This is a genomic window from Acidiluteibacter sp. (genome assembly GCF_055129545.1).
In genome coordinates, this window is record NZ_JBSRUB010000013.1 from 291,821 (window position 1) to 317,114 (window position 25,294).

The 25,294-nt window shown below is 35.5% G+C and carries 12 protein-coding genes; 5 read left to right on the forward strand and 7 right to left on the reverse strand.

Translation table 11 applies throughout. The features are described from left to right. Positions 1 to 37: 37 nt before the first annotated feature. The 4 genes from ACTB0X_RS07380 to ACTB0X_RS07395 form a co-directional block, all read right to left on the reverse strand. Complete coding sequence (locus tag ACTB0X_RS07380) at positions 38 to 1,300, reverse strand: T9SS type A sorting domain-containing protein (RefSeq protein ID WP_463024357.1); 1,263 nt, start codon at positions 1,298 to 1,300, stop codon at positions 38 to 40. An 18-nt stretch (positions 1,301 to 1,318) separates the two neighbouring features. Continuing rightward, on the reverse strand, positions 1,319 to 2,272 hold the full coding sequence (locus ACTB0X_RS07385) for a PorP/SprF family type IX secretion system membrane protein (RefSeq protein WP_463024358.1): 954 nt from the start codon (positions 2,270 to 2,272) through the stop codon (positions 1,319 to 1,321). Positions 2,273 to 2,283: 11 nt separating this feature from the next. Continuing rightward, positions 2,284 to 2,754: a gliding motility-associated C-terminal domain-containing protein gene (locus ACTB0X_RS07390; protein ID WP_463024359.1), complete on the reverse strand. Its 471-nt coding sequence runs from the start codon at positions 2,752 to 2,754 to the stop codon at positions 2,284 to 2,286. Between the two features lie 193 nt (positions 2,755 to 2,947). Then, the gene (locus ACTB0X_RS07395; protein ID WP_463024360.1) at positions 2,948 to 8,725 is read right to left on the reverse strand and encodes a PKD domain-containing protein; all 5,778 of its coding nucleotides are present in this window, start codon (positions 8,723 to 8,725) and stop codon (positions 2,948 to 2,950) included. Between the two features lie 369 nt (positions 8,726 to 9,094). On the opposite strand from ACTB0X_RS07395, the gene ACTB0X_RS07400 reads away from it, so the two are divergent. The 5 genes from ACTB0X_RS07400 to ACTB0X_RS07420 all read left to right on the forward strand — a co-directional run bounded on the left by ACTB0X_RS07400 (position 9,095) and on the right by ACTB0X_RS07420 (position 18,398). Beyond that, positions 9,095 to 12,598 (forward strand): PAS domain-containing protein, encoded by a 3,504-nt coding sequence (locus ACTB0X_RS07400; RefSeq protein WP_463024361.1) that lies wholly within the window; start codon positions 9,095 to 9,097, stop codon positions 12,596 to 12,598. Continuing rightward, the gene (locus tag ACTB0X_RS07405) at positions 12,595 to 13,815 is read left to right on the forward strand and encodes a hybrid sensor histidine kinase/response regulator (protein ID WP_463024362.1); all 1,221 of its coding nucleotides are present in this window, start codon (positions 12,595 to 12,597) and stop codon (positions 13,813 to 13,815) included. The genes ACTB0X_RS07400 and ACTB0X_RS07405 overlap by 4 nt, the downstream gene beginning before the upstream one ends. Positions 13,816 to 13,958: 143 nt before the next feature. Beyond that, complete coding sequence (locus ACTB0X_RS07410; protein WP_463024363.1) at positions 13,959 to 16,274, forward strand: PAS domain S-box protein; 2,316 nt, start codon at positions 13,959 to 13,961, stop codon at positions 16,272 to 16,274. A 4-nt stretch (positions 16,275 to 16,278) separates the two neighbouring features. Next, positions 16,279 to 17,025 carry a LytR/AlgR family response regulator transcription factor gene (locus ACTB0X_RS07415; protein ID WP_463024364.1) on the forward strand — a complete coding sequence of 249 codons (747 nt, stop codon included), beginning with the start codon at positions 16,279 to 16,281 and terminating at the stop codon, positions 17,023 to 17,025. Between the two features lie 113 nt (positions 17,026 to 17,138). Next, entirely contained in the window at positions 17,139 to 18,398 is a 1,260-nt protein-coding gene (locus ACTB0X_RS07420; protein WP_463024365.1) for a response regulator, read from the forward strand. Between the two features lie 88 nt (positions 18,399 to 18,486). On the opposite strand, the gene ACTB0X_RS07425 is transcribed toward ACTB0X_RS07420, so the two are convergent. Genes ACTB0X_RS07425 through ACTB0X_RS07435 form a run of 3 tightly spaced genes read right to left on the reverse strand, consistent with a single transcriptional unit; the run spans position 18,487 to position 25,211 of the window. Further along, on the reverse strand, positions 18,487 to 19,491 hold the full coding sequence (locus tag ACTB0X_RS07425; protein WP_463024366.1) for a response regulator: 1,005 nt from the start codon (positions 19,489 to 19,491) through the stop codon (positions 18,487 to 18,489). Positions 19,492 to 19,495: 4 nt separating this feature from the next. Next, positions 19,496 to 19,936 (reverse strand): response regulator, encoded by a 441-nt coding sequence (locus ACTB0X_RS07430; RefSeq protein WP_463024367.1) that lies wholly within the window; start codon positions 19,934 to 19,936, stop codon positions 19,496 to 19,498. Continuing rightward, positions 19,926 to 25,211, reverse strand: coding sequence for a PAS domain S-box protein (locus ACTB0X_RS07435; RefSeq protein ID WP_463024368.1), 5,286 nt, complete (start codon positions 25,209 to 25,211; stop codon positions 19,926 to 19,928). Before ACTB0X_RS07435 ends, ACTB0X_RS07430 begins: the two co-directional genes overlap by 11 nt. Between the last annotated feature and the right edge of the window lie 83 nt (positions 25,212 to 25,294).

A 25,294-nucleotide genomic window follows, 5' to 3' on the forward strand; every position in this document is an offset into this window, starting at 1 on the left:
TTTTATGGTGGTTAAATCTATTGAATAGATGTTAATGCTAATAGACAATAAACTTCTTCGCTATGCTTGTTCCAGGAGATGCAACCTGAAGAATATAATTACCTTTTGGAAGCTTTCTGCCATCCAAAAGCTCGATTTTATAATAATTGTTATTCTCAGGTATTGAAATTTGCTTAGCAATCATTCTTATTCCCAAAGTATTGAATATGTTTAAATTATGCTTCCCTGGTTGTGGGTTTTTTAATTCAACAAAAATAACTTCTCCATCATTAGGGTTTGGGAATAGCACTATGGATTCTGTATTCTCTTTCTTATAATTTCTATTTTGAATGGCTATTGGATCAAACTCTTCAAAATTACCATCGTAGTCCGTTTGTCTTAACTTTAAATAGAAGGTTTTACCATTTACAGACAGATCGTCAATTACCGTATTGTAAACTAAATTCACACTGCTATTTCCTGCACCTAAAATGGTTTCTATTTCCAGATAGTTTATACCATCGATGGAGTAGAAAAGCGTAAAGTAATCGTTGTTGATTTCAGAAAGAGTTTCCCATCGAACCGAAATTCTATTAGAAAATAGAGCGCTGGCCTCAAAATTAACCAAAACTATCGGCAATGCATTTCCATTACCTATCGAACAGGGACCGGGATCACATCCCGCATTACTTCCAAACATGATGGAATTATCTTTGGCTTTTATTTCTTTATCAGATTGAATATTCCCAGAACCCGAAACAATCACATTGTCTTTGGCCTCCACTTTTTTATTCACCACTATATTTCCATCTACTAATGCGTAAAGATTGTCTCCCAATTTCATCTCGCCACCTACTATTATCACAGCGCAATTTTCTAGTTTAAGCTTAGAATTATCTTTTAATTCTAACTTGCCACCTATTCTTAGGGTGTCGCAAGCTTCAACTGTTAGAATGCCATTGTCTTCTACTTTTAGCTCACCTTCTATGGTTACATTTCCAGATATTTTAAGTTGACCAGAGTCTTTTATTTTAATCTTATGTTTACTACCCCCTGAAGGATCTATAACTGACCCCTGAATAGTGTAATACCCATTTCCATTAATTTCAATGTCAGTGTTAAGTATGATATTGTTAGTAATAGTAAGCACATCCCCTTTCTGAGGAATACCATTCGCCCAGTTCGCATGCGAATCCCACAAGCCATCTGATGTGGAATTGTTTTGTGAATAAACGTTGCAGGGCAGAAATTGCATAAATACTAGAAGAATGATGGTTAAACCTATTCTACTATTCACTGTTTTGTAATTGATCAATTTCATGTTTCTGGATTTATTAAATTAAAATTTTGGACAAGAGGTTGTTCTGTATTTTTTAGGTCTGTTCTTTGGTTTATTAAACGTTTGGACATAAGAGACTTCATGTGAATTTAAATTGATTCCCATCATTGAAGAAGGATATAGATCATAAGAATAACCGATTTGAAAGTGTTTGCCTTTGACTCCGAATATCATTACCATTGATTCGGAATTCGCATACCAAAGACCAAAAACAAACGCATTTGCTTCTATATATGCACCAAAGTTATACTTTGTGAAAGTGCCTTGTTTACTGATGATTATGTTTGGAGAAATGCTATAATCACTGCTTCCATTTAATTGATATTTTGCTCCTCCATGTAAGGTATAGCCTCTTTTTAGTTTTGAGGTTCCATTCTTATTAATAAGACCTGCTTCTGCCTGATTCAAATGATTAGCTGAAAACCCACCGTAGTATTTTTTAGAATAAATAAATACACCGCTAGAGGCGTCAAAGTATGAGGTTTCTTCTCCAACTTTTTGTTGACTATTGTATACTATCCCTTCACGAGAATCAATCATATCCTCAAAAACTAATTTGTCCCAGGCTACATTCTTTTGAACAAATCCAGCTTTCATTCCGACTCTTAAATAGAGGGTTTTACTCAATTTAATTTCATGGGCATATACTCCGCTGAAAGCAGTAGAGGTGAGCATTCCATCTCCCGCTTTATCACGGTAAACATTCAAGCCGAGTCCATTATTTTGGGACGATAAGTTTGTCTCAAAAGTTACATTTTGAGTGATAAAGGAATTTTGGATTTGAGGCCACTGATTCCTATAGTTTAAAGTCAATTTTGATTCTTCTTGAATTCCTGCTAAGGCAGGGTTTAGGTATACTGATGTAGTATAAAATTGTGAAAAATGAGTTTCTTGTGATTCAACAGCAGTTGAAAGAAAAGTCATTACTAAAACAAATAGATAGATGTGTTTCATAAGTTATAGATTTAAAGCAATAAAGTCACCGTTCCAGTTTTCGAAATTCGTTTGCCCGTAACTAGTTCTTTGGCAAAGAGCGTGTATACATAAACTCCGTCGGGAACTGGTTGTCCTTTGTGAGTGCCATCCCATTTATTGGCGATGTCGCTAGATTCAAAAATCAATTCACCCCAACGGTTAAATATTTTCAATTGGTATTCTTCAACATTAATCCCAACTGCTCCAAATTGATCATTTGATCCGTCATGATCTGGCGTAAATGCATTGGGCAGATAAATAGTTGTTGGTCTTTCGAATTCAATTGTATTAGATATACTTTCAATTCTCTTAGAGTCATCTTTGATTGCGACTACACGGAATACTTCTTTTTCATTAGAGTAGCTTGGCTTGTTTTGGGCACTCCCCACCTTTGCAATAGTAAATAATGCCAGAAGGATTAATTTAGATAGAATGAAAGAGTGGCATCTTGCTGTGCTCATTTAGCATTGTTTATTAGTTAACAATGTAATTTTACGACTAGAATGCTACTCAAAGAAGAAGGAGTTTCCCAACGCAAGGGATTTACCAGCAACCGTAATGCTTTATTTTTTAGACTGATTTTTAAGGGGAAAAATGGTGGAATTTTATACTTTATAACCTTGAATCAATACTTGGAAACCTTAATTCAATTTACTAGAAATTAATGATCTGATCTCGATCGTTCTCTGGTACGATCTTAATGGTTTCCCACTTATTGAATTTATTTAAACGCTGTATTTCGTAGTGTTTAACTCCACTGTCCCATTTTTCATATCCAGTCCACTTAATGTTACCAGTATGATCATCTATTTGAGTAGATTCAAGAAGAATTGAGCTTCCAGTATTCGTTAGTTCATTTTTATTAATACAAGTATTGATGACTTCAATCTGGTAGAAGTATTGTTCTATATCTACTGAAGTGCTCCTATCATTGTAAGTCGTATCAGTTTTTGAAACAAAAGTCAGTGGAGTAAAATTTAAGTTATCCAATGATCGATAAAGCACATAGCCCGTTGCAAATTCAGGAGCTACTTTTACTGCAGTCCATTCTACCAAGACAGAACTGTTGTCCTCTACAGTAGCTCGAATTATTTCTGATGTCTGCAGTTGAGAGATCCCATCCATTTTTATTAAGGAGGTATCGCTGTATGAACCTTGGCTTAGATCATTTGGACCAATTGCTTTTATTCTATAACTGTAACTATCCTTGCAGTATGCAGCAGTGTCTGTAAATTCTAATTGGGTGGAATATACAGTAGCGATTACTTTGGACGTGTTGGTGGCCACATCAAATCTTGAAACTTCATAAAAATCGATTTTGGCTCCTTCATACTTGGTCCATTCAATATTAATGGTGCTGTAATCTATCTTTTTTGCGCTCACATTGATGGTGCAATGAAAAGGGACATCATTAAACTTTAATTCTTGTCCACATTTATCTTGTGACACTATCTTGTAACAATAAATTAGGTCAAGTGTATTTAATGATTTGTCAATAAAGCTGATTTGATTCGGATCACTAAAGGTCTGAATTGCTTTGAATGAGCTGTCTAAAGAAGATTTGCGGTATAGAATGTTTTGACTAAAAGCAATGTCTGTATTCTTTTGCCATTCTATTATAACTTCATGATCATTCAAAACAGAAACTCTATTCATAGATGTTTCAGAAGGAATAGAATCAAATACTTTAATGAGCGCAGGCTTCTTGATGATATCACTGCATCCATTCTCTACTTTTACTGATAGACTTATATCATAAATGCCTGCCGAGAAGGTTTTGCTTACTGTAGAGGTTTTCCCAAATGTTACTCCATTTTGTTCCCAATTGTAAATTGGTTTTGAATTAGCAGTAGATTCTCCTAAAAAGGCACTTTCGAATTTGACATCTAGCTGTTTACACCCTTCATCATTGTTGATTGAGAAATCTACCTCTGGTGCTTTTTTTATTTTAATGTAGATAGTATCTCTTGTAGGACAAGCACCTTCAAAACTATAGAAAACGGTATCGATGGCACCTTTAGCTTTATTTGGGTCAAATATACCTGTGAAAGGGTTACTAATTCCTGTGCCATACCACATTCCTCCAGCTTCCTGAGAATTAAGTTTTATTGGTTTTTCATTACTACACATCGGAGAAACAGGTGTAAGCTTAGAATTTGGTGTGTGAAGCACGATTAAGCTGTCAAATCTTGTGCTGTCTATACAGCCTGCTTTGTTCTCAGTAGTTAAAGAGATCGCGTATGCCCCCGGTTGGGTGAATGTATAAATAGCGGAGCTGTCTTGCATCGTTGTTCCATTTCCTAAATCCCACTTCCACTCATTGGCGTTGCTGCTATCAGCTGTAAATTCTACTTTAAATGGGGCACAACCAATGGAGTCTTTTATTTTGAAATTCGCTACTGGTTTGTCATTAATTATTACTTGGGTTGGCATTGTATATAAGCCACTGCATCCGGATGAATCAATTGCTTTTAGCGTTACGGAATAGTTGCCATGGTTGCTATAGATATAGGATGGGTTTTGCTGAGTGGAAGTATTTCCATCTCCAAAAAACCAGTTCCATTGAACGGCATTGATTGAAGAGTCAGAGAATTGGATGGGGCTTACTCCGCAAACCACAGAGTCTGAAACTGAAAAGTTAGCAATAGGTCCTGGAACAAAAACTTCCTTTTTAACCTCTAAGGTATCAATGCAGCCATTATTGTTTGATACAATAAGTGATACATCATATTTTCCTGGTTGGTTATATATTTTAAGTGGATTCTTAGCGGTAGAAGCAGTGCCATCTCCAAAGCTCCATTTCCAAGAAGTAGCACTATTCGAACTGTCTGTAAAATTGACCATCATTGGAGCACAGGTGCTATTGTATGAAGTTTTATAGTTGGCAGCGATTGAGGAAACTTTGATCGCATTAGGATAGACTGTTGTATCGTAGCACCCATCAATACTTTTTGTAATTAATTGCACCGTGAAAATTCCATCATTTTTATAACTATGAGTTGGATTTGTTGCAGTAGAGGTGTCTCCATCACCAAAGCTCCAAAAGGATTGAATAGAGTGTGATGACTTGTTAATGAAGTTAACAGCAAGTGGCGCGCAGCCAGATGTGTCTAATATTTCAAAATCTGAATGAAGAATTGAAGGCGTATAATTAGTAGTGATAGAATCTGTGCAACCGTTTTGCGCAGTAACTTTTAGTGAAATGTTGATTGAGCTATCTTGTGTGAAAAAAGAGTAGTGGTTTAAGTGGTTTGTTGGCACATTGTCAATTTTCCATTCCCACTGACTATTGTTTGAATTTGTATCAGTTACAGAAATTTGAACCGGATAACAGTTGGTTAATTGTTCAATTTTGAAGTTTGCTTTCACATCTTTTACCTGAACCGAAGTTGGATGAGTGAAATTGTTTTGACAACCCTGCTTTGAAACACTCAAGCTAATTTGGTGGATTCCCGCTTGGTTTAATTTTATTGATGGAAATACACTGTGACTTTTAACCCCATTTCCAAAATTCCATTCGTAGGCATCGGCGTTAATTTCTTCAGGGATAAAAAGGAATGATTCATTTTTGCAATTTGCTGTGTCTACAATAGTAAATTGAGCAGAAGCGCCTTTAATTCGAATAGAGTCTAGTTGATGAATGATTTCGCAACCAATTGAATTTTTGCTGATGACTTGAATTGCGTATGTGCCAGCTTTAGAATAGGTATGCATGGCCATCTGGGAACTATCCGAACTTCCATCACCAAAAAACCAACGATAGGTTGCAGAAGAATCACTTGCACTGAAGAATAATGAATCTCCAACACATGCTGAATCTGGGAGACTAAAATAAATTTCATTTTTGGGGAAATTTAAAATCCGTATTCTGGAGGACGAACACCCCATACTATCATTTACAAAAAGGCGGATTGGGTGATTTCGAATTGAATATGGAAATTTATGATTTATTGCAAGGGAGGAGGTGTCGATACTAGTTCCAAAATTCCATATCCACTTGGTTGCATTCAAAGAAGTGTTATTAAACATGATAGAAGCACTGTCGCAACCATAGGAAATGCTTGTGGTAAAGTTAGCTACAGGACCATTTACTGTTATGTAGTTATTCCAAAGAATGGTGTCTTTTCCCTGTGGGTTATCAGTAATTAAGAGTACGGAGTATAACCCTGGTGTTCTATAAACATGCATGGGATGTTCTTGTAGTGAAGTGCTTCCATCTCCAAAATCCCAACTCCAAGCGATTGCATTGGTGTCTGGGTTGCTGAATTGAACCATTTGTGGCGCACATTTCTGAGTAATAAAATTCCGTGAATGGATGGTATCTGGACTATTTATGGTGCCCGATCCTTTGCCTGATTTTGGGGACTCTCCTGCTACTAAGCAGCTTTTAAAGTCGATGTAATTAGGAAAGTAAACACTCTGCATACACCCTTTTGAGGTGAATAATGTCAAGGAAATATCATAGATGATAGTATCAGGAAATTGATGAGTTGGACTTTGTAACGTCGAATAAGTTCCATCTCCAAAGTTCCACAACCAGCTAGTAGCATTTTCTGTGGAATCGGTCAACTGTATGATTCCCTGCTGACAGTCAAATCGCAATGTGGTTATTTTAGGAACGATACTATCTATTTGAACAGTAGCATAGTTTTCTATGAAAATTGGACATCCGTTGGAGCTAAAGGTTTTAAGAGTTACGGTATAGGTACCAGGCTTATTGTAGGTATACGTGGGATTTCTTATCATTGATGTATCTCCATTCCCAAAATCCCAGGTCCATGCATTGGAGCCCAATTGATTGTCTGAAAAGTCAAGAGGTAGTGGCAAACAACCCATAATAGTGTCACTCAAACTACCTGATAGTGTATCATCAAAAGCAGTAATAAAGTTAGTGTATGTAATGGAATCAATGCATCCTGAAGTAGTTTCAATTATTAATGAAACATCAAACTTGCCGCTTTTGTGGAAGGTATGAGAAGGATTCTTTTGTTGTGAGGTGTCCCCATCACCAAAGTTCCAATGCCATTTATTTGCTTTTGAGCTAAGGTTTTGGAAATTAATAGTAAGTGGAAGGCATCCCCAAGTCTTTTTAGCTGATAACTGGGCTTTAATCGTATTTATGTCAATGGATTTAGTGGAGGCGCTGGAGCACAAGCTAGTATCCGTTGCAATTAAAGAAACGGTGTAGTGGCCTGATTGATTGTATGAATGCGATGGATTTAATAAATTAGATGTGGTATTGTCACCAAAATTCCATGTGAATGAATTTGCACTTAAATTGGTTGTTGTATTCATAAATTGAATAGCTCCATTCTTGCACAATGCAGCAGTGTCATAGCTAAATGAAGCTTGACTACCGCCCTTCACTTTAATAAAACCTGCCTTAGTTAAAGAGTCCACACAACCATTACTGTTGCTGGTTATCAAGGTTATTGAGTAACTCCCTGAGCTATCAAAGTTGGTTGTTATGCTATCTCCACTGAATACCCGAGTGTCACCCATATTCCACTGGTAATTAAAGCCTTGGTTAGGTAATTTTTTATAGAGGCTCACCGTTAATGGCGCACAACCCGAGTTGATTGATGAGGTAAAATCTAAATTTGGTTTATTGTGAATCTTGATGTGGTTGATCTTTTCTAAAGTGTCTGAACAGCCAAATTGGTTAATGGCGATTAACCGTATTGAATAATTTCCTGCACTGCTATATTTATGGGTTGGGTTTTGCACTCTAGAGGAGTCTCCATCACCAAAAAACCAACGCCAGCTAGTAATTGAATTACCATGGCCACTGAATGAAAATAGCTGCGAAGTATCGCATCCTACACTGTCATTAACTATAAAGGAAAATTGAGGCGAATTTTGAATTGTAATGGCTTGATTGGCTTGTTTGAAATTACTGCATCCCAAACTATCAGATACCATCAACTTTACCATATAATTTCCAGAGGCAGCATATGAATGAGTGGGGTTTCGAAGGGTTGAAGTATTTCCATCTCCGAAATCCCAAGTGTAGTTGATTCCGACAGTAGATAGATTGTTAAAACTAATTTGATTTTGATTCAAACAAGCACTATTCACGGTGTAGTTAAAATCAGCAGTTGGGATGTCATTTACTGTTATTGCATTTTTTAGAACCAAGGTATCTGAATGACCTAAGGTGTTTTTGGCAATTAAAGTAATGTCATATATTCCTTTTAAAGTATAGATGATGGATGGCTGAGCTGCTAATGAAGTACTCCCATTTCCAAAGTCCCATTCAAATTGGGTGGCATTTAAAGAAGTGTTGGTAATTGAAACTGAAAGTGGTGCACAACCACCATTGGTAGAAAGTTGAAAACTAGCCAACGGAGATGAACCCTGACCAAAAGCTGCAGAAGTAATCACACTAAAAAAAAGGATAATATTTAATTTGTATTGGTGCAAGCAGTTCATATGACTCAGAATTTTATATAAGTCAATATTAAGAGAAGAGTAACGTAGAGTTGTCAAGACAATTTCCAAACGTGATTATTTGGCTAACTAACGATGGCTTACTTTTTTTTGAAGACTCTAGTTGGACGAGTAAGGTTGCTATTTCATGTTGGTAATGAGTTATTCCCAGTCAAAAGTTTAAGTTGTTGGAATTCATTATTTATTTGAGAGGATGTTTGTAACTGTCATCGAATGAAAACATAAACTAATCGTTTTAAAACAGACTATAGTCTAATTCTACTCATGGGATTAAAAATTAATTCTCAACTTCGAACAACCAAAAACCTCTTCTTACGTAAAAGATTAGTCAGCAATCCCTCCAGTTAGTTTATGATATTAATAGATGAAGTCTTCAAGAATAAAGTGCTTAACTTCTCTTTAAGTGGTGTTTATGTGTTTGATATTGAGAAAGGACATAATGTTTATATCAACGAACAATACACCAAATTAACCGGATATACGCTAGAAGACATCAATAGTCTTAGTCCTGATAAATTCTTGGACTTATTTCATCCAGACGATCAACTTGCGTTAGGAAATCACATGTCAAAAGTCATCGCCTCTAATGATGGAGAAGCTTTAGAAATCGAGTATCGCTTTAAAAAATCAGATGGAACTTGGATGTGGTGTTTATCCCGTGATTCCATTTTTGAAGTAAATAAAGATGGAAAGAACACTCAGTTTATTGGCTCTTTCATAGATATTACCAAAGAGAAGGAGCGAGAACTTTCAGCTCAATCTTTAAAGGAGAGAATGAAAATGGCCATTGAAACTGCTTCAATTGCTGTTTTCGAATCTAATCTAGTCGAAGATAAGGTGACTTGGGAGGGAGATGTGTTTAGTGTTTACGGATGTGGGCCTGATGAAATCGTGTCTTTTTCAGATTGGTCAAAGCTGGTTCATCCTGAAGATGTGGATCGAGTGGCTAAAGTGCTCGAAGAAGGGGCTAAAAGCCAGCAAGTTCAAAAAGTTGTATTTAGGATTATAGACAGTAACGGTGAAGTACGTTTTATACGGTCAACCGTTAAAGTGATTATCAATGAAAAAGGGGAGGTTATCAAGCACATAGGGACGAACACTAATGTCACTGAAGAAAAAATAAAAGAAGACACGGCATACTATGCGAACCAACGATTAAAATTGGCCTTAGATGCAGCTTCTCTTTTAGTTTTTGAAACAAACTTTGCTGAAGATTTTATCAGTTGGGAAGGAGATGTTTCAAAAATATACGGCTGTGGAGAAGAAGAAATATCAAAATTTTCAGATTGGTCTTCCTTCCTATATCCCGAAGATTTAAAAACAGTTTCAGAATTAATTAAATTAGCTGCAGAAACCAAAATCAGTCAGCACACTATTTTTAGAATTAAGGATAAGAAGGGATATTTAAAATATGTAAAAGCTTCAATATCTGCAATAACTAATGAAAGTGGTGAAATTGTAAAGTTGATTGGTATCAATAGGGATGTCACTCAATTCAAAGAAAATGACAAACTTCTAACTGTCACAAGAAATGAATTGTTACAACTCAACGAAACTCTTGAAAAAGAGCGTGCACAAATGCAATACTATTTTGATGCTATTCCCTCAGTTATCATACTGTTAGATATTCAAGGTAAAGTAGTCATGGTAAATGATGCTGCATCTGAATTGTATGGTTACAGTAAAAAAGAGATGATTGGCTTGGACTTTCTGCACACTTTTATTCCAAAACGATTAATTGAAAAAACAATCCAACAATTTCAAGATTTATTAGCTATAGATGAGGTTAAAGATAACTACTATATAGAAAACTGGGCACTTTGTAAAGATGGAACTGAACGGTTTCTTGCTTGGAGGAATTCGCAAATTTACGATGATCTGGGTAACGTAACTGGCACTATCAGCACAGGGGATGACATCACCTTGCAAACGAGGAAAAAGGAAGAGGTGGTCTTTTTAAAAGAGTTTTCTGAATTGGCTATTGAGTCTTTCGATTTAAAAACAATCCTTTATAAAGCACTTGAAAGTATTTGTGCTTTTACAAATTGGCCAATTGGCCATATTTTTCTTCCGGATCACAATAAGGAAGCGCTAACTTCATCTGATATTTGGTACACAGATGGCAAGGAAGATTATAATGGTTTTGTTAAGGCCACTTATAATACAGTTTTTTCTAAAGGCGAAGGAGTTTTAGGAACTGTTTGGGATTTGCAAAAAGCCATGTGGGTAGACGACCTAAATAAAGCAAAAGGAATAAAAAGAGAAAAAGAAGTAAAAAAATACGGTTTAAGAGGAGCATATAGTATTCCTGTTCCAATAAGGGGAGAAGTTGTTGCCGTATTAGAATTCTTTTACAAGAAAACCAAAAATGAAAGAATTGATTTATTAGAAGAATTTGTCAACCAGCTGCAAGAGCAGTTGGTTATTATCATTGACCGATACAATGCTCAGGAACAGCTGAAAGAAGCAATGCTTCAAGCAGAACAAGCCAATAAGGCGAAGAGTGTGTTTCTAGCTAACATGTCGCATGAAATTAGAACTCCAATGAATGCTATTTTGGGACATGCGCAGGTTTTAAATCGGGAAAAAGACATTACAGGAAATCAACAAATGAGTATTACAGCAATACATAAAAGTGGTAACCACCTACTGGCTTTGATTAATGACATTTTGAACTTGTCAAAAATTGAAACTGGGAAAATGGAGCTGAGATACAATACGTTTGAACCACTCAGACTGATTAAGGAGTTAAGTGATATTTTCCATTTTGAATTGGCTCAAAAAGGGTTAGATTTAATCATTGAAGGAAAAAAGAACCTACCAGCCTATATTCAAACGGATGAAAATAAGGTAAGGCAAGTGTTGATTAATCTGATAGCCAATGCTGTAAAATTTACGAATCAGGGGAGTATATTAATCAATATTTCTATAAAGGATGGGGATATCTCTGTTGCTGTAACCGATACTGGTATTGGAATTCCAAATGATGAATTGGAAACTATCTTTAAATCCTTCACTCAAGCCAGACAAGGAATGCTAAAAGGTGGCACCGGTCTTGGCCTTTCAATTAGCAAGAAACTCGCTCGATTAATGAAAGGAGACTTAACGGTGAAAAGTATCCACGGCAAGGGTTCTACATTTACCTTCACATTCCCATATTTGATAGGGGAAGAGTTGTTTATTGTTAAGAATGAAACGTTTAAAGAAGTCGTTCAAATTAAAAAAGGTCAACCTACAATTAAGGTTTTGGTAGTCGATGACATCACTGAAAATAGAGAAGTGTTAGATTTATTACTCGGATCCATTGGATTTGAAGTAAAATCTGCAATCAATGGAAAAGAAGGGGTTGAGCTTTTTAAAGAGTGGTTGCCCAATGTGGTGCTGATGGATATGGTAATGCCAATAATGGATGGCATTGAGGCAACGAAAGAAATTAGGAAACACCCCAAAGGAAAGTCCACAGTGATTATAGGAGTTAGCGCCAGTGCATTTGATGAGGAAAGAGACCTATTTATTAGTTGTGGGGCAAACGATTTTGTGCGAAAACCATTTCAACTTTCGGAACTACTTCAGAAAATCAAAAATGAAACCGGTGTAAATTATGAATACAAACAAATAGTAGAACCTGGTCAAGCACTCCCAATTGGGAAGGCTAGTCCAGAGATGATAATGAACCTGCCAAAAGAATTGAGCAACAGTATCAAGAAGGCAGTTATCGAAGGAGATTTAGATGCGCTGCAAACTATTTCTGAGAAAATAGCGACTACACATGCTGAGGTTTCTGAGCTGATTAAAAATCGTCTTTCTTCTTATGATTTAGAAGGAATGGAGGAATTATTTAATACCGTTAAATGATAAATATAACCGATAAAGAAGACATCTTGTTAGTTGATGATAATCCTGAGAATTTAAAAGTACTTGCTAGTATTTTAAAACCCGCAGGCTATGTTATTCGTTTAGCTATGAATGGGGTCAAGGCGCTAGAAAGTATAAATGCAAAGATGCCCAAGTTGATATTGTTGGATGCTCAAATGCCCAAAATGGATGGCTATGAGACGTGTAGAGAGTTAAAAAAAGACGAGAAGTTAGCTAAAATTCCTGTTATTTTCATCAGTGCTTCATCTGAGGTTCTAGACAAAGTAAAAGCCTTTGAGGTTGGTGCAGTGGACTACATTGAAAAACCATTTCACATGGATGAGGTCATTGCTAGGGTTGGAACACATTTAACAGTGCGGAAACAGAGTGAGCAATTGCAACAAGCCCTGACCCAAGTGAATGAAACTCAGAAACGACTAATCCAGTCTGAGAAGATGGCTGCTCTTGGGATGCTATCAGCTGGGATTGCTCATGAAATCAATAATCCCATCAATTTTGTAAATGCCGGGGCTGCAGGAATTGAGCTAGATCTTATTGATCTCTTGAGTTTGTTAGATCTTTACGATGATATCGATCTTGAAAAACATTTTCCAAGTGGATTGAAAAAAATAGAGAACTTTAAAGAGGAGATAGATTATCATTATATTAGAGATAATATTATGACTACAGTCAATGATATTAAGACTGGTGCTGCCAGAACTGAAGAAATTATCAAAGGATTAAAACGATTTTCAAGAGGAGATAGCGAAACCAAATACAAAGTAAATATCAATGAAGAAATATCGAGTAATATTAAAATTATTCAAAGAGTCTCTAAAAAGAGAATTTTATTCATTTTAGATTTACAAGAAGACATAGCAATTTTCGACGGGTTCCCTGGTCAATTGAATCAGCTATTTATGAATTTAATTATGAACGCCGAACAATCCATTAAAGATAATGGAGTGATCAAGATAGCTACATTTAATAAAGATGGTGGAGTTGCTATTATGATTTCTGACAATGGTTGCGGGATACCTGAGGAACTGGGTAATCGAATTTTTGACCCCTTTTTAACAACCAAAAAAGTAGGAGAAGGGACAGGATTAGGTTTGTCCATCAGTTTTGGTATCGTAGAAAATCACAATGGAACCATCACCTACTCAAGTGAAGTGGATGTGGGGACTGTTTTTAGCGTTTATCTGCCATGTAAATGATGTACTGAGATTGTTTTAGTGGAATGGAATGATTGTATTAAAGTGCTAGAGTAAAATAATTACAATAAAACATCAGGAGTTTGATAGTTGATTTGTTACCAGGTAATTTAAAGAAATAAGAGAAAGCATTGATTAAGGGGAGTATGGATAAATTGACAAAGTACAATATATTGTATGTAGATGACGAAGAGAGTAATCTTCGAGTTTTTAATGGTTTGTATAGGAGAAAGTACAATATAGTTACTTCTACTTCAGCTGAAGAAGCTTTGGTTTTATTTGATCAAAGTGATTTTGATTTAGTTATTTCGGATCAGCAAATGCCTAAGGTTTCAGGACTGGAATTTTTAGGGATTATTAAAGAGAAGAATTCCCAAATTCCTACTATATTATTGACTGGCTATACTGATCATGATGTACTCAAAGAAGCATTCAATAAAACAGGGGTTCATAAATACATCAATAAACCTTTTGACCCAGATAGTCTTTCTACTATTATGGATTTAGCCATTGAAGGCTATTTGTTGTCGAAGGAAAAACAAAAAATACAAGAAGACCTGCTTAAAAGTGAAGACCGATTTAGAGGGATTTTTAATTCCATGGCTGATGTTTTCGCTAGGGTAAATTTTTCAGGGGAGATAGAAGTGATGAGTCCATCATCGTTAGATCTTTTTGGCTATACAGCAGATGAATTGATTGGTCAAGATGTAGATATGTTGTATGCCAATCCAGAAGAAAGAAAAGCCCTAATTTCTAAACTTAAAAAGTTAAAAATAATACGTGGTGCTGATACAATTATTATTACTAAAAGTGGGGAGCTGAAGCCCATCTCAATTACAGCCAAATTTTATTATGACAAAGAGAATAACCCTATTGGAGTAGAAAGTATTTCAAGAGATATTTCTGAAATAAGGGAGATGCAGCAATTGCTGAAAGAACGAAATGATCTGCTTAATGAAACTCAACGATTGGCAAAGATCGGAAGCTGGCATTATGACATCGCCACTAAAAAGGTATCGTGGTCAGATACATTATCCATAATATATGGGATTAATGACTTTAACTCAATTGATACTTCCGTAGAGGGCTATATCGCTTTTTTTCATCAATCCGATCAGCAGCGAGTAAAAGAAATAATAGCTAGAGCGTTAAAAAATCTTGAAAATTTTTCGTTTGATGCCACTATCGTAAGGCAAGATGGAAAAGAGCGGGTTTTGTCCAATTTTGTCAAATTAGTGACCAATAAAAAAAATCAATTAATAAAAGTAATAGTTGCATCTTTAGATATCACAGAAAGTAAAATAAGGCAGAAGGAGTTAATAAAAAGTGAGGAAAAGTTTAGGGTATTGGCAGAGGAATTGCCGATTCAAATACTTAAAATAGACCGAAAATTAAATGTGACTTATGCTAATAATCTGGCAAAAAGCAATTTGTCTTCTTTTAGACATGATAAGTTAACCATCCATTCATTCTTTCACAAGGAAACACTTCAGGTTTTATTAGGGGCTATTCAGGGTGTAATGAATAGTGAGAGGGAGTCTTACATAGAGTTTGAAAGTAAAAATAAATGGTTTGCTCTAAATATTTCAATAATTAAAGAGCCAAATGGAATAGATAATATGCTATTGCTTATCCATGACATTACCGAGAAGAAGGAAAGTGAGCGGGTTCTAAGAAATATGAATGAAGAGTTAGAACGCAAAGTAACTGATCGAACCAAAGACCTAGAAGCTGCAAAGGATACCATAGAACTTGCCTATAAAAAGGAAAAGGAGTTAAGCCAATTGAAATCACAATTTGTTTCCACAGCTTCTCACCAATTTAGAACACCACTTACAGTGATACAATCAAATATTGGCTTGTTAGGTATGCAAATACATGAAGCAGGACCTGAGTTTAAAGTAAAGTTTGATCGAGTGTATCCAAGAATTATTTCTGAGGTTAAAAGAATGACCGATTTAATGGATAATGTTTTAATCCTTGGAAAGAAAGAATCTGGGATGATAAAACCCAACCTTCAAATGGTTGATATACAGTCATTGGTTCAATCAATCCTACAAAAATACAATGAAATTCAGATAGATGGTAGAAAAATTGAGTTGACCAATAGTGGATCAGGTACGATGTATCATATAGACCCTGAGCTTTTTGAAAATGCATTTTCAAATTTAATTTCAAATGCCTTTAAGTATTCTCAATCCAAGCCCGCTCCATTGGTTCACTTGAAACATAAAGTGGGGAATCTGACCATTACGGTGCAAGATTTTGGGATAGGAATACCTAAAGAAGATATCGGTCAGGTGTTTGAACCATTTTATAGAGCTGGGAATGTCAGTGATATAAGTGGTACAGGATTAGGAACCTCAATTGTAAAGACTTATTTAGAATTGATGGGTGGAAGTATTGATATAGAGAGTGAATTAGGCAAGGGAACAACATTTACTATTAACATAGAAAAATAGACGTATGAATCGAATAGTAATAGTAGAGGATGAGTTACACATTAGAGAAACATTGCAGGAAATCTTAGAATTTTCAGGATACGAGGTGTTTGCGGCTAGTAATGGAAAATTAGGATATGAATTGATTTTGGAAGAAGAACCAGATTTAGTATTATGTGATATAAATATGCCCGAAATGGATGGTTTTGCTTTGTTGGAGGCCATTAATCAGAAATTCATTGATAAGGTCATGCCCGCTTTCTTATTTCTTACTGCTAAAGTAGAAGTTAAAGAAATTAGATATGGAATGAATTTAGGTGCCGACGATTATATTCTCAAACCTTTTGATACGGTAGAGATTCTTAAAATCATACGATTAAGGTTAATTAAACGAGATAAAATGTTGGGGCAGAGCAACAAATCTTCTATTCCGCCTAAGTTGCTATTTAACAAATTGCCTATTCCTTCAGAAGAGGGTCTTGAATTGGTGCCTTTTAATAAAATCATACAATGTACCGCAGATAGGGCTTATTGTTATTTTTACTTGGAAGGAGGTAGAAAGTTGTTGGTTTCTAAGCCTATGAAAGAATTCGAGGCCACTTTAATTTCAAATGGATTCTTTAAAGTTCATAAATCCAATATTGTAAACCTCGAATTTGCTGTTAAATACGTTCGGGGGAAAGGAGGGTATTTAGTACTTTCAGATGGCTCCAATGTCATTGTCTCTTCAAGAAAGAAAGATGAGCTGTTACAGTTGTTAGGCAATAAATAAGCTAAATTATCTAAAAACTTACTTTGGGTAAGCTAAAGTAGCCATTCGGAAACCTGCTCACTGTCAATATTGAAATGCATCTTATTATTGCATCGAATATTAAACTACTCGATATGAAAAAGATTCTAATTGTAGAAGACGAATCGGCAATAAGAGAAACCATCTCAGAAATACTTCAATTTTCCAATTATGAGGTCATTAAAGCCCAGGACGGAAAAGTGGGTTACGAAAAGGCAATTGAGACCTATCCTGATCTGGTGATTTGTGATATGATGATGCCTAGGATGAATGGGATAGATACCATTAAAGCTTTTCGAAATCATTCTTCATTAAAGCACATTCCTTTTATCTTTTTGAGTGCAATGAGCGAACTCTCTGATATACGCAGGGGAATGAATCTAGGGGCGGAGGATTACCTGACCAAGCCATTTCAACCAAAGGAACTTCTAGCCACAATTGAGCTCCAGTTTAAAAAAATAACGAAGAATAAGGAACTGTATAAATCTACTAGCAGTTTTCAAGCTGAAAAAGAGCTGGCAGACCTTAAGCATACTTCAGCCGTAAATGAGCAAAAATGGGTAGACTACCTAAAGTCAGCAGCAAACATACAAAGTGTTATTTTGCCCAAATTTGAAGAATTAAATGAGTCTTTTCCGGAGAATTTCATTTACTTCAAACCCAAGTACAGTGTGTCCGGTGATTTTTACTGGGTTCAAGATTTTGGAGATTCTAAACTGATAGCTGTTGCAGATTGCACTGGTCATGGTATATCAGCCTCACTTTTAACAATTTGTTGTTACAATGGATTGAATCTGGCGGTAAGGCACTATGGCCTGAGAAAACCAAAAGAAATACTTGAAAAAGTAAATGAATTAGTGTTAACCTTTATGCAAGAGCATGGTAGGACCCACAATGAGGTAGGAATGGATGTTCTAATTTGTTCCATCAATAAGAAAGACAAAACAATAATTTATGCTGGAGCGAAAAGACCATTGTATATTGTAACCAATAACCTGGATTCAGTGCCAAATAAAAAAGTGATAAAGTATACTCAAAAACAGGGGAAACCATTATTCAGAATAAAAGGAAGTCTTTTTACGATAGGTAGTACAAATAAAAAAGTTAAGTTATCGGAGGAGACCATGAATTATGAATCTGGGGATATGATTTACCTGAGTTCTGATGGATATGCAGATCAATTTGGAGGCACAGCTGATAAATGTTTTAAGTCGATAAACCTGATCCAGTTATTGATGTCAATTCAAGAAGAAAGTATGAAAGAACAGAAACACATTCTTGCTCAGAATCTCAATCAGTGGAAGGGTGAGACGGAACAAACAGACGATATAACTGTAATGGGAATAAGGCTATAGCTGTTAATAATTAGTTGTGTACTTTTTAATTACACAATTACAGATTACGTTTTCTAAATAGGTTAATAAAAAATTTGAACTGTTTATTTTAGCTAGTTCGACTAGTTTGATCAATAATCTTTTTTAGAATATTTTCAACCTCAATACTTGAAATTTTTAATTGGGTTAGCCAAAATGAGACTTTATCCAAGTTATCAGGCTGCTCTTCCATTAAACTTACAATTTCTAAAATTCGGGTGACAGGAGCATTCAACACATTGGATTGTGTCCAAGCAATATTACTTAAAGTCGCATTTTGAGTTTCAATTGTCTTAAGTTGTCTTACAGTTTGAGATATATCATTTGACTGCACAATCAGCTTACTATTTGCCTCACTACTAATCTTTCTAAAATAGAGGTCTACTTTGATTTCATTACCATTACTTAAAAAGTGAGTAAAGTACTTGCCATTCAATTCCTCTTGTTTAGAAGTGAATTTTTTAGCGATAAGTACCTCTTCTTCCTCAGGATGTAATTGATAAAATGTCATTTTTAGAAAATCATCCAATAAAAAGCCATATTTTTTTTGTGCTGCGATATTTGCATGGAGGATTTGTAGCGTGTTAGAGTCCAAAAGCCATGTTGGTTGTGGATTAAAGTTGAAAAGGTTTTCATAATTTTTCTTTTCTTCTTCAAGCTGACGAACGAAATCACTTCTATTTAATGCAAAAACAATCGTTTTATGAAGAATGACTGGATTTATTTCATCTTTTATTAAATAGTCATAAACCCCCAATTGAAGACTCTTATTCACAAGGCCTAAATCTGAATTTCCAGTAAGAATAATGGTGGGGATATGAAAATGAAAGGATAAAAGCTTGTTGATTAAATCAAGTCCATTTATGTCAGGGAGGTGTAAATCCAACAATATTAAAGAAACCTCAACATTACTATTTTGCAAGCATTCTATTGCATTTGTAAAGGTTGTCACATGTATAATTTCTATGGGCTTAAATTTGTCATGTAAATATTCCTCAATCAATACGAAGTCACCTAAATTATCTTCGATAATAAGAACGGTCAATTTTTCTGAAAAGTCATTTAGTTGTTTCATAGTTCTATTCTGAAAGTGTGTTTAATTGCAACCAAAATTGCTCAATTTTCAATACTGCATCCAGAAAGTCACCTACATTTAGTGGTTTTTGTACATAGCTGTTGCAATGGTTACCATAGGCTTTCTCTATGTATTTTTGATTAGAGGAAGTAGTAAGTATAATGATAGGAATTTTTTTGAGGTTAGAATCTTTTTTTATTTCTTGCAAAACTTCATGCCCATTAAAAATGGGCAAATTTATGTCTAGTAAAATAATATCCGGTCTTTTTGCTTCTGCATATTTTCCTTTTTTATACAGAAAGTCAAGTGCTTCTTGCCCGTTCTTGGCAACACTAATCTCAGTTTTTATTTTACATTCTTTAAAGGCCTCAATGGTCAGTAGAATATCTCCTTGATTGTCTTCAACCAAAAGAATATGTGCTGGTTTTATCTTTTCATTTTTCATGCTTTTTTGTTTTTGGAATAGTGAAATAAAATGTTGAACCTTTCTGAAGAGCCGACTTAAGCCATATTTTTCCGCCCACTAGCTCAACGTGTCTTTTTGCTATTGAAAGGCCTATGCCTGTGCCTGCAAATTCCTCCTTATTATGAAGTCGTTGAAAGATGATAAATATCTTTTCGTGAAATTGAGGGTCTATGCCAATCCCATTGTCTTTAATCGAAAAGGTCCATTCATTGGTATTTTCTGTGGCATTTATCTCAACGATTGGAGCTGTGTCGGTAGAGGAGTATTTTAATGCATTGTCTATTAGGCAATGGAAGACTTGAACTATGGCTGCTTTATAGGTATTCAGTGAAGGTAGATCTGTGTATTTGATCGTAGCAGAACGTTCTGAAATGAGTGAGCTTCTTAGGTTTATATATTCAGATATCAATTCGTTAAGGTCTACATCTTCTTTTCCTTCAGAGGGTCTACTGGCTCTAGAGTATTCCAATAAATCAAGAATAATTTGCTTCATTCTTTTGGCACCATCTGCTGCAAAATAGATGTATTGGTTTCCTTTTTCGTCCAGTTGGTCTCCAAATTTTCGTTGCAATAAATCCATGAAACTAGTTACCATTCGAAGTGGCTCCTGAAGGTCATGAGAAGCTACAAAAGCAAACTGCTCCAACTCTTCATTGGAGCGTTCAAGTTCGAGTGTATATTGTTTTAGTAGTTCCTCATTTTTTACTTCCTGTGTGATGTCTGAAGAAATACCAATAATTCCTGATAGTTGATTGTTTTCATCATAAATTGGGGAATTGGAAATTCTTGCTGGAAAATCTGTTCCATTTTTTCTTTTTACATTAAATTCTCCTGTCCAAGTTTGCCCTTTTTTGAGCATTTCAAATATTTGATTAGCTTCTTCTTGATTGGTATCTAATGGAGTTAAATTAATAATGTTTTTTCCTATTGCTTCTTCCGCTTTCCAGCCATAAATATTTTCGGCGGTTTTGTTCCAATAATTCACAACTCCCTCTAAGTTGGTCGCAATTGCCGCTTGTCCGATCATGCTTAACAAATTAGCTTTGAACTTGTTTTCATCCTCCGCTTTTTTTCGTTCTGTGATATCAAGTATTACTGCTAGAAATCTTCTTTTATCGCTTTCTATTACTAACTGTAAATGGACTTCAACTGGGTATAAGCTTCCGTCTTTTCGTTTGTGGTTGGTAAAAAATACTATTTTGCTTTTCTCTTCAGATACTAATGGAGTAATTAGTTTATTAAAAGATTCTTCTGTATAGTCAGGCTTTATATCAATTGGGGTTAACCTTTTTATTTCCTTTTCTGAATAACCCAAATTAAGGAGTGCACCCTTATTGACGAAGCTAAAGTGAAATGTTTGCGAATCGAAAATGTAGATTTCGTTCAAACTGTTTTCTATAGTAGTCTGTAGGTTATTTTTTTCTTGTTCTGCTTTTTTTCGTTCAGTAATGTCGAAACGAATGGCGAGGTATTGTAATGGTTTATTTTTTGCGTCTAAAAAAGGAACAATAGTAGTATCTACCCAATAATAAGAGTTGTCTTTTGCTCTATTTTTTATTTCTCCCCGCCATACCTTTCCCGATCCTATTGTGTTCCACAATTCGTTAAAAAATTCTTTGGAGTGGTGCTTCGAATTAATTAATCGATGTGTTTTTCCGATAATTTCTTCATTTGTATATTTTGAAATTTTGCAAAAGTTGTCATTGACAGATGTAATTATTCCTTTACTATCTGTAAAGGCAATGATTGCCGATTGGTCTAAAGAATATTTATAATCCTTCAATGATTTTAAGCTATTCTCTAATTCAAGTCTAGCTGTCTTTTGCTCATGAATGTCTTGATAACTGCCATAAATCTTGGTGACCTTGTTCTTTGTCATTTCTTTTTTCCCAATGGCTCGGCTCCATCGTTGATTTCCCTTAACCGTCTGCAGCAGGATCTCTTCGTCAAACTCAATACCCTCGTTAATTAAACGATTCAAAGCATTTTTTATTCGTTCTTTACTTTCTCCGATATGTAATTCGATGCCACCATTTAAGGTGGGATTGTAATCACTTTCCACTTCCACTATTTCTCGTAGCATTGGGGACCAATATATGCTGTCTCCTTCTTGGTTGATTAGATCCATTTCCCAACTGCCTATTCGGGCAATTTGTGTCGTTTGATTTAGCAACTCTTCGTTATGAGCTTCCTGAGTAATGTCAAGTATGATCGAGTTAAATACGACTGTTCCATCAGTTAAAAAGGTGGGTGTTCCATTGCCTAAATGTGTTCGAAGTTCACCAGAAGGCATTACATACTTAAACCGACAGGTCCATTTTGTTTTGAACTCAATGGAATCAGATATACTTTTTTGGACTCTTTCAAAATCTCCTCCTGATTTAATAGAGTCCCAAACCAATTGATTATTTTGAATGACTACTTCTTTAGAAAATCCCCAAACTGGCTGAGATCCTTCCGTCACATATTTTAAGCTATCAGTTCCGTCTGGTTTAATAATGTACTGAAATATGACACCCGGTAAGTTACTAGCCAACGATTGAAGCCTAATTTCAGATTGCTTAGTGTCGTCTATATCTTGAATGCTTCCATAAATTCGCGTACAAACACCATTAATAAATTCTGCACTTCCAGTTGATCGCACCCATTTCTCATTATTTTTAGCCGTTACCAATACCGCTTCAACATAATAGGATTTTCCATTAGTGACGCAATTCTCAACGTTTGATCGAATAATTTTTTGAAAATCAGACCGGTAAAAATTTATAGCCCCCTCAAAACTTGGAACAAATGTGTTTGGATCAGTTTCGTGCAGTCGATGAACCCCCTCTGACCAAAAAACGGATTGATTAACTAAATCTACTTCCCAGCTCCCTATTTTAGCCAATTTACCAACTTGACGATTTAGTTCTCTTAAGTTCTTTTCTTCTGTAATGTCCTTGGCAACTGCATATACAATTCCTTGTTCTGGAGAGGAAGTTGATGTCCAGCTCAACCAGACCACATTGCCTTCTTTTGTGATATAACGGTTTTCTAAATTTTGTAAATTTTCACCACGATAGAGCTTTAGTTGACTGTCACGCGTTAACAATCGATCATTTTCATGGATAAATGAGTTGATGGGTCTCGATTTGATTTCCTCTAAGGAATAACCTAGCAATGCTAAGCCTGATGGATTGATTCGTTTTATATATCCATCAAAGCCTGCCATACAAATCAAATCTGGAGTAAAGTCAAAAATTTGGGCAAGCTCGATCTCAACTTTCTTTCTGCTCAGTTCACTACCGATTATTAATTTTATTCTTTTAAATAAGTCGAGGTGTTGAGTAAGAGTCGATTTTATTTTTGTGGTACCTAATAGGAGTACGCCAATTACTTCATCTTTATGATTTAATGGGATTCCCATCATGGTTTCAATACCGGCCTTCTCAGCAGCTAATTTTCTTTGCAAAAGCCATTTTCCTTCAGAAGCGCCCCAAACCTTTATTGTTTTGTTTTTCCAAATATCACCAGGCAGTCCTTCTCCTAGTGTGCAAGAGGTGAGTTGTTTGGTAGCCTTGAAAAAGACACTTCCAGCATTGTCATTTGAGTAATTGGCTATACGATTAATACTTTTATCGTCAATAGAGGGTAACCATACTTCAGCAAGTTCAAAATTTCCAAACTCAGACATGTGTTCGCAAAGGCTCGTCAAGCATTTTTTTAAATCATTGTCAATGCTCTGGTGGAAAATGTTACTTATCCTGTTGACAAGATCGTTTTCTCTTTCTTTGTTTTTTTGCTCAGTCACATCCCGTTCTATTGCAATCCAATGCGTAAACCAACCTTTTTCGTTGGCTACTGGGGTTACTGTAAAGTTGATCCAGAATTCCTCTCCACTTTTTTTATAGTTAATGGTGGTTATTTCATGGGATTCCCAATTCCTAAGCGCTTTTCCTAGTTTTGCCAGTTCTTCTTTATTAGAATTAGGTCCTTGAAGTATTCGCGGTGTCTTGCCGATTACTTCCTTTGCTTCATAACCCGTCATTTTTGTAAAAGCTTCATTAACAAAGAGGATCTTAGGTCCTGGCTCGTCAAATGGTTCTGCTTCGGTAATTAAAACTGCATCGTTTGTATTTGTGATTACACTTTCAAGTAGTTTTAGTTGTTGTTCTTCTTCAACTCGATCTGTAATATCTCTGAAATTATCCACGATACCCCTTATTGAAGGGTCTTCAAGTAAGTTGGTGATGACAGGCTCAATCCATCGCCAAGTTCCATTTTTATGCCTTACTCGTGAAATGTGACCCTTCATAGGAATTCCTGGGTTATTGATGCTGAGTAATAACGCCTTTTCTGCATCGGGTAAATCCTCAGGGTGAACCAATGTTCTAAAGTCCATATTCATTACTTCAGCTGGAGAATAACCAAGAATTTTTTTAACTGATCCGGATACAAAAGTGGTGCTGCCATCTGGTGAGATAATGATGATACAGTCCATGCTATTTTCAACTAAGGACTCGAACCTTTTCTGACTAAGTCGAATTTTTTCTTCCTGTTCAATACTTTCTTTGGCATCTCGAGCCACACAGTAAGTTAGGTTTGTTGCACTATCCCATCTTGCTGACCAATGGTTGTAGGCAATACTTCCATCTTTTTTTCTGTAGCGATTGTTGAATAATTTTGTGTGCTCACCACTTTTAATTGAAGCAGTTTTGTCTGCGGTTTTTTGAAGATCCTCTTCTAAGACTAAATTGAGGTATGGTGTCCCAATTAATTCATCAGGAGAATACCCCCATAAGCTTGAAGAAGAGCCACTCACAAATACAAAAAGCCCCTGATCATTGATGGTGCAAAAAACATCTAATGATGCATCAATCATCTGATTGGCTTCAGATTTTTGCTTTACTATTCGTGTGATATTTCTTGAGAGGCAAGCAACAGCATAAAAATTTTGATTCTCATCTATTAAGGGTTCAAAAGCAACTTGGTTGTATTCAATTTCATTCTTTTTCTCATTAAAGAAGTGTTCTTCTATTTCAAAGTTTTCCCCACTAAGAGCTCTAGTATAAAAGGTTTTCCATTTTTCAATATCTTTATCACCAAAGCTTTCAATAAATGCAGATTCTTCAAGCCTCCTTTCTTTTCCTGTCACCTCTTTCATAAATTTTAAATATGCCTTGTTGGCATAAACCAATTTATATTCAAGGTCAACCACCCAAAAGAGGTCTTTGCTTTGATCTAGAAATTGGCCTGGTAACTGATATTTCTTCATAGATATTTGTTAAGAAAAGGGGGGTTGGAGAGTTATTATGTAGATTTAATTAATTTCATAGAGAATGATTTAACATATAATTG

What these genes read in the sequence shown, in the direction of transcription:
- ACTB0X_RS07420 (WP_463024365.1), top strand. Translation starts at nt 17,139, where the DNA reads ATGAAAAAGATTCTAATTGTAGAAGACGAATCGGCAATAAGAGAAACC.
- ACTB0X_RS07405 (WP_463024362.1), top strand. Translation starts at nt 12,595, where the DNA reads ATGATAAATATAACCGATAAAGAAGACATCTTGTTAGTTGATGATAAT.
- ACTB0X_RS07395 (WP_463024360.1), bottom strand. Translation starts at nt 8,725, where the DNA reads ATGAACTGCTTGCACCAATACAAATTAAATATTATCCTTTTTTTTAGT.
- ACTB0X_RS07435 (WP_463024368.1), bottom strand. Translation starts at nt 25,211, where the DNA reads ATGAAGAAATATCAGTTACCAGGCCAATTTCTAGATCAAAGCAAAGAC.
- ACTB0X_RS07385 (WP_463024358.1), bottom strand. Translation starts at nt 2,272, where the DNA reads ATGAAACACATCTATCTATTTGTTTTAGTAATGACTTTTCTTTCAACT.
- ACTB0X_RS07380 (WP_463024357.1), bottom strand. Translation starts at nt 1,300, where the DNA reads ATGAAATTGATCAATTACAAAACAGTGAATAGTAGAATAGGTTTAACC.
- ACTB0X_RS07425 (WP_463024366.1), bottom strand. Translation starts at nt 19,491, where the DNA reads ATGAAACAACTAAATGACTTTTCAGAAAAATTGACCGTTCTTATTATC.
- ACTB0X_RS07415 (WP_463024364.1), top strand. Translation starts at nt 16,279, where the DNA reads ATGAATCGAATAGTAATAGTAGAGGATGAGTTACACATTAGAGAAACA.
- ACTB0X_RS07430 (WP_463024367.1), bottom strand. Translation starts at nt 19,936, where the DNA reads ATGAAAAATGAAAAGATAAAACCAGCACATATTCTTTTGGTTGAAGAC.
- ACTB0X_RS07400 (WP_463024361.1), top strand. Translation starts at nt 9,095, where the DNA reads ATGATATTAATAGATGAAGTCTTCAAGAATAAAGTGCTTAACTTCTCT.
- ACTB0X_RS07410 (WP_463024363.1), top strand. Translation starts at nt 13,959, where the DNA reads ATGGATAAATTGACAAAGTACAATATATTGTATGTAGATGACGAAGAG.
- ACTB0X_RS07390 (WP_463024359.1), bottom strand. Translation starts at nt 2,754, where the DNA reads ATGAGCACAGCAAGATGCCACTCTTTCATTCTATCTAAATTAATCCTT.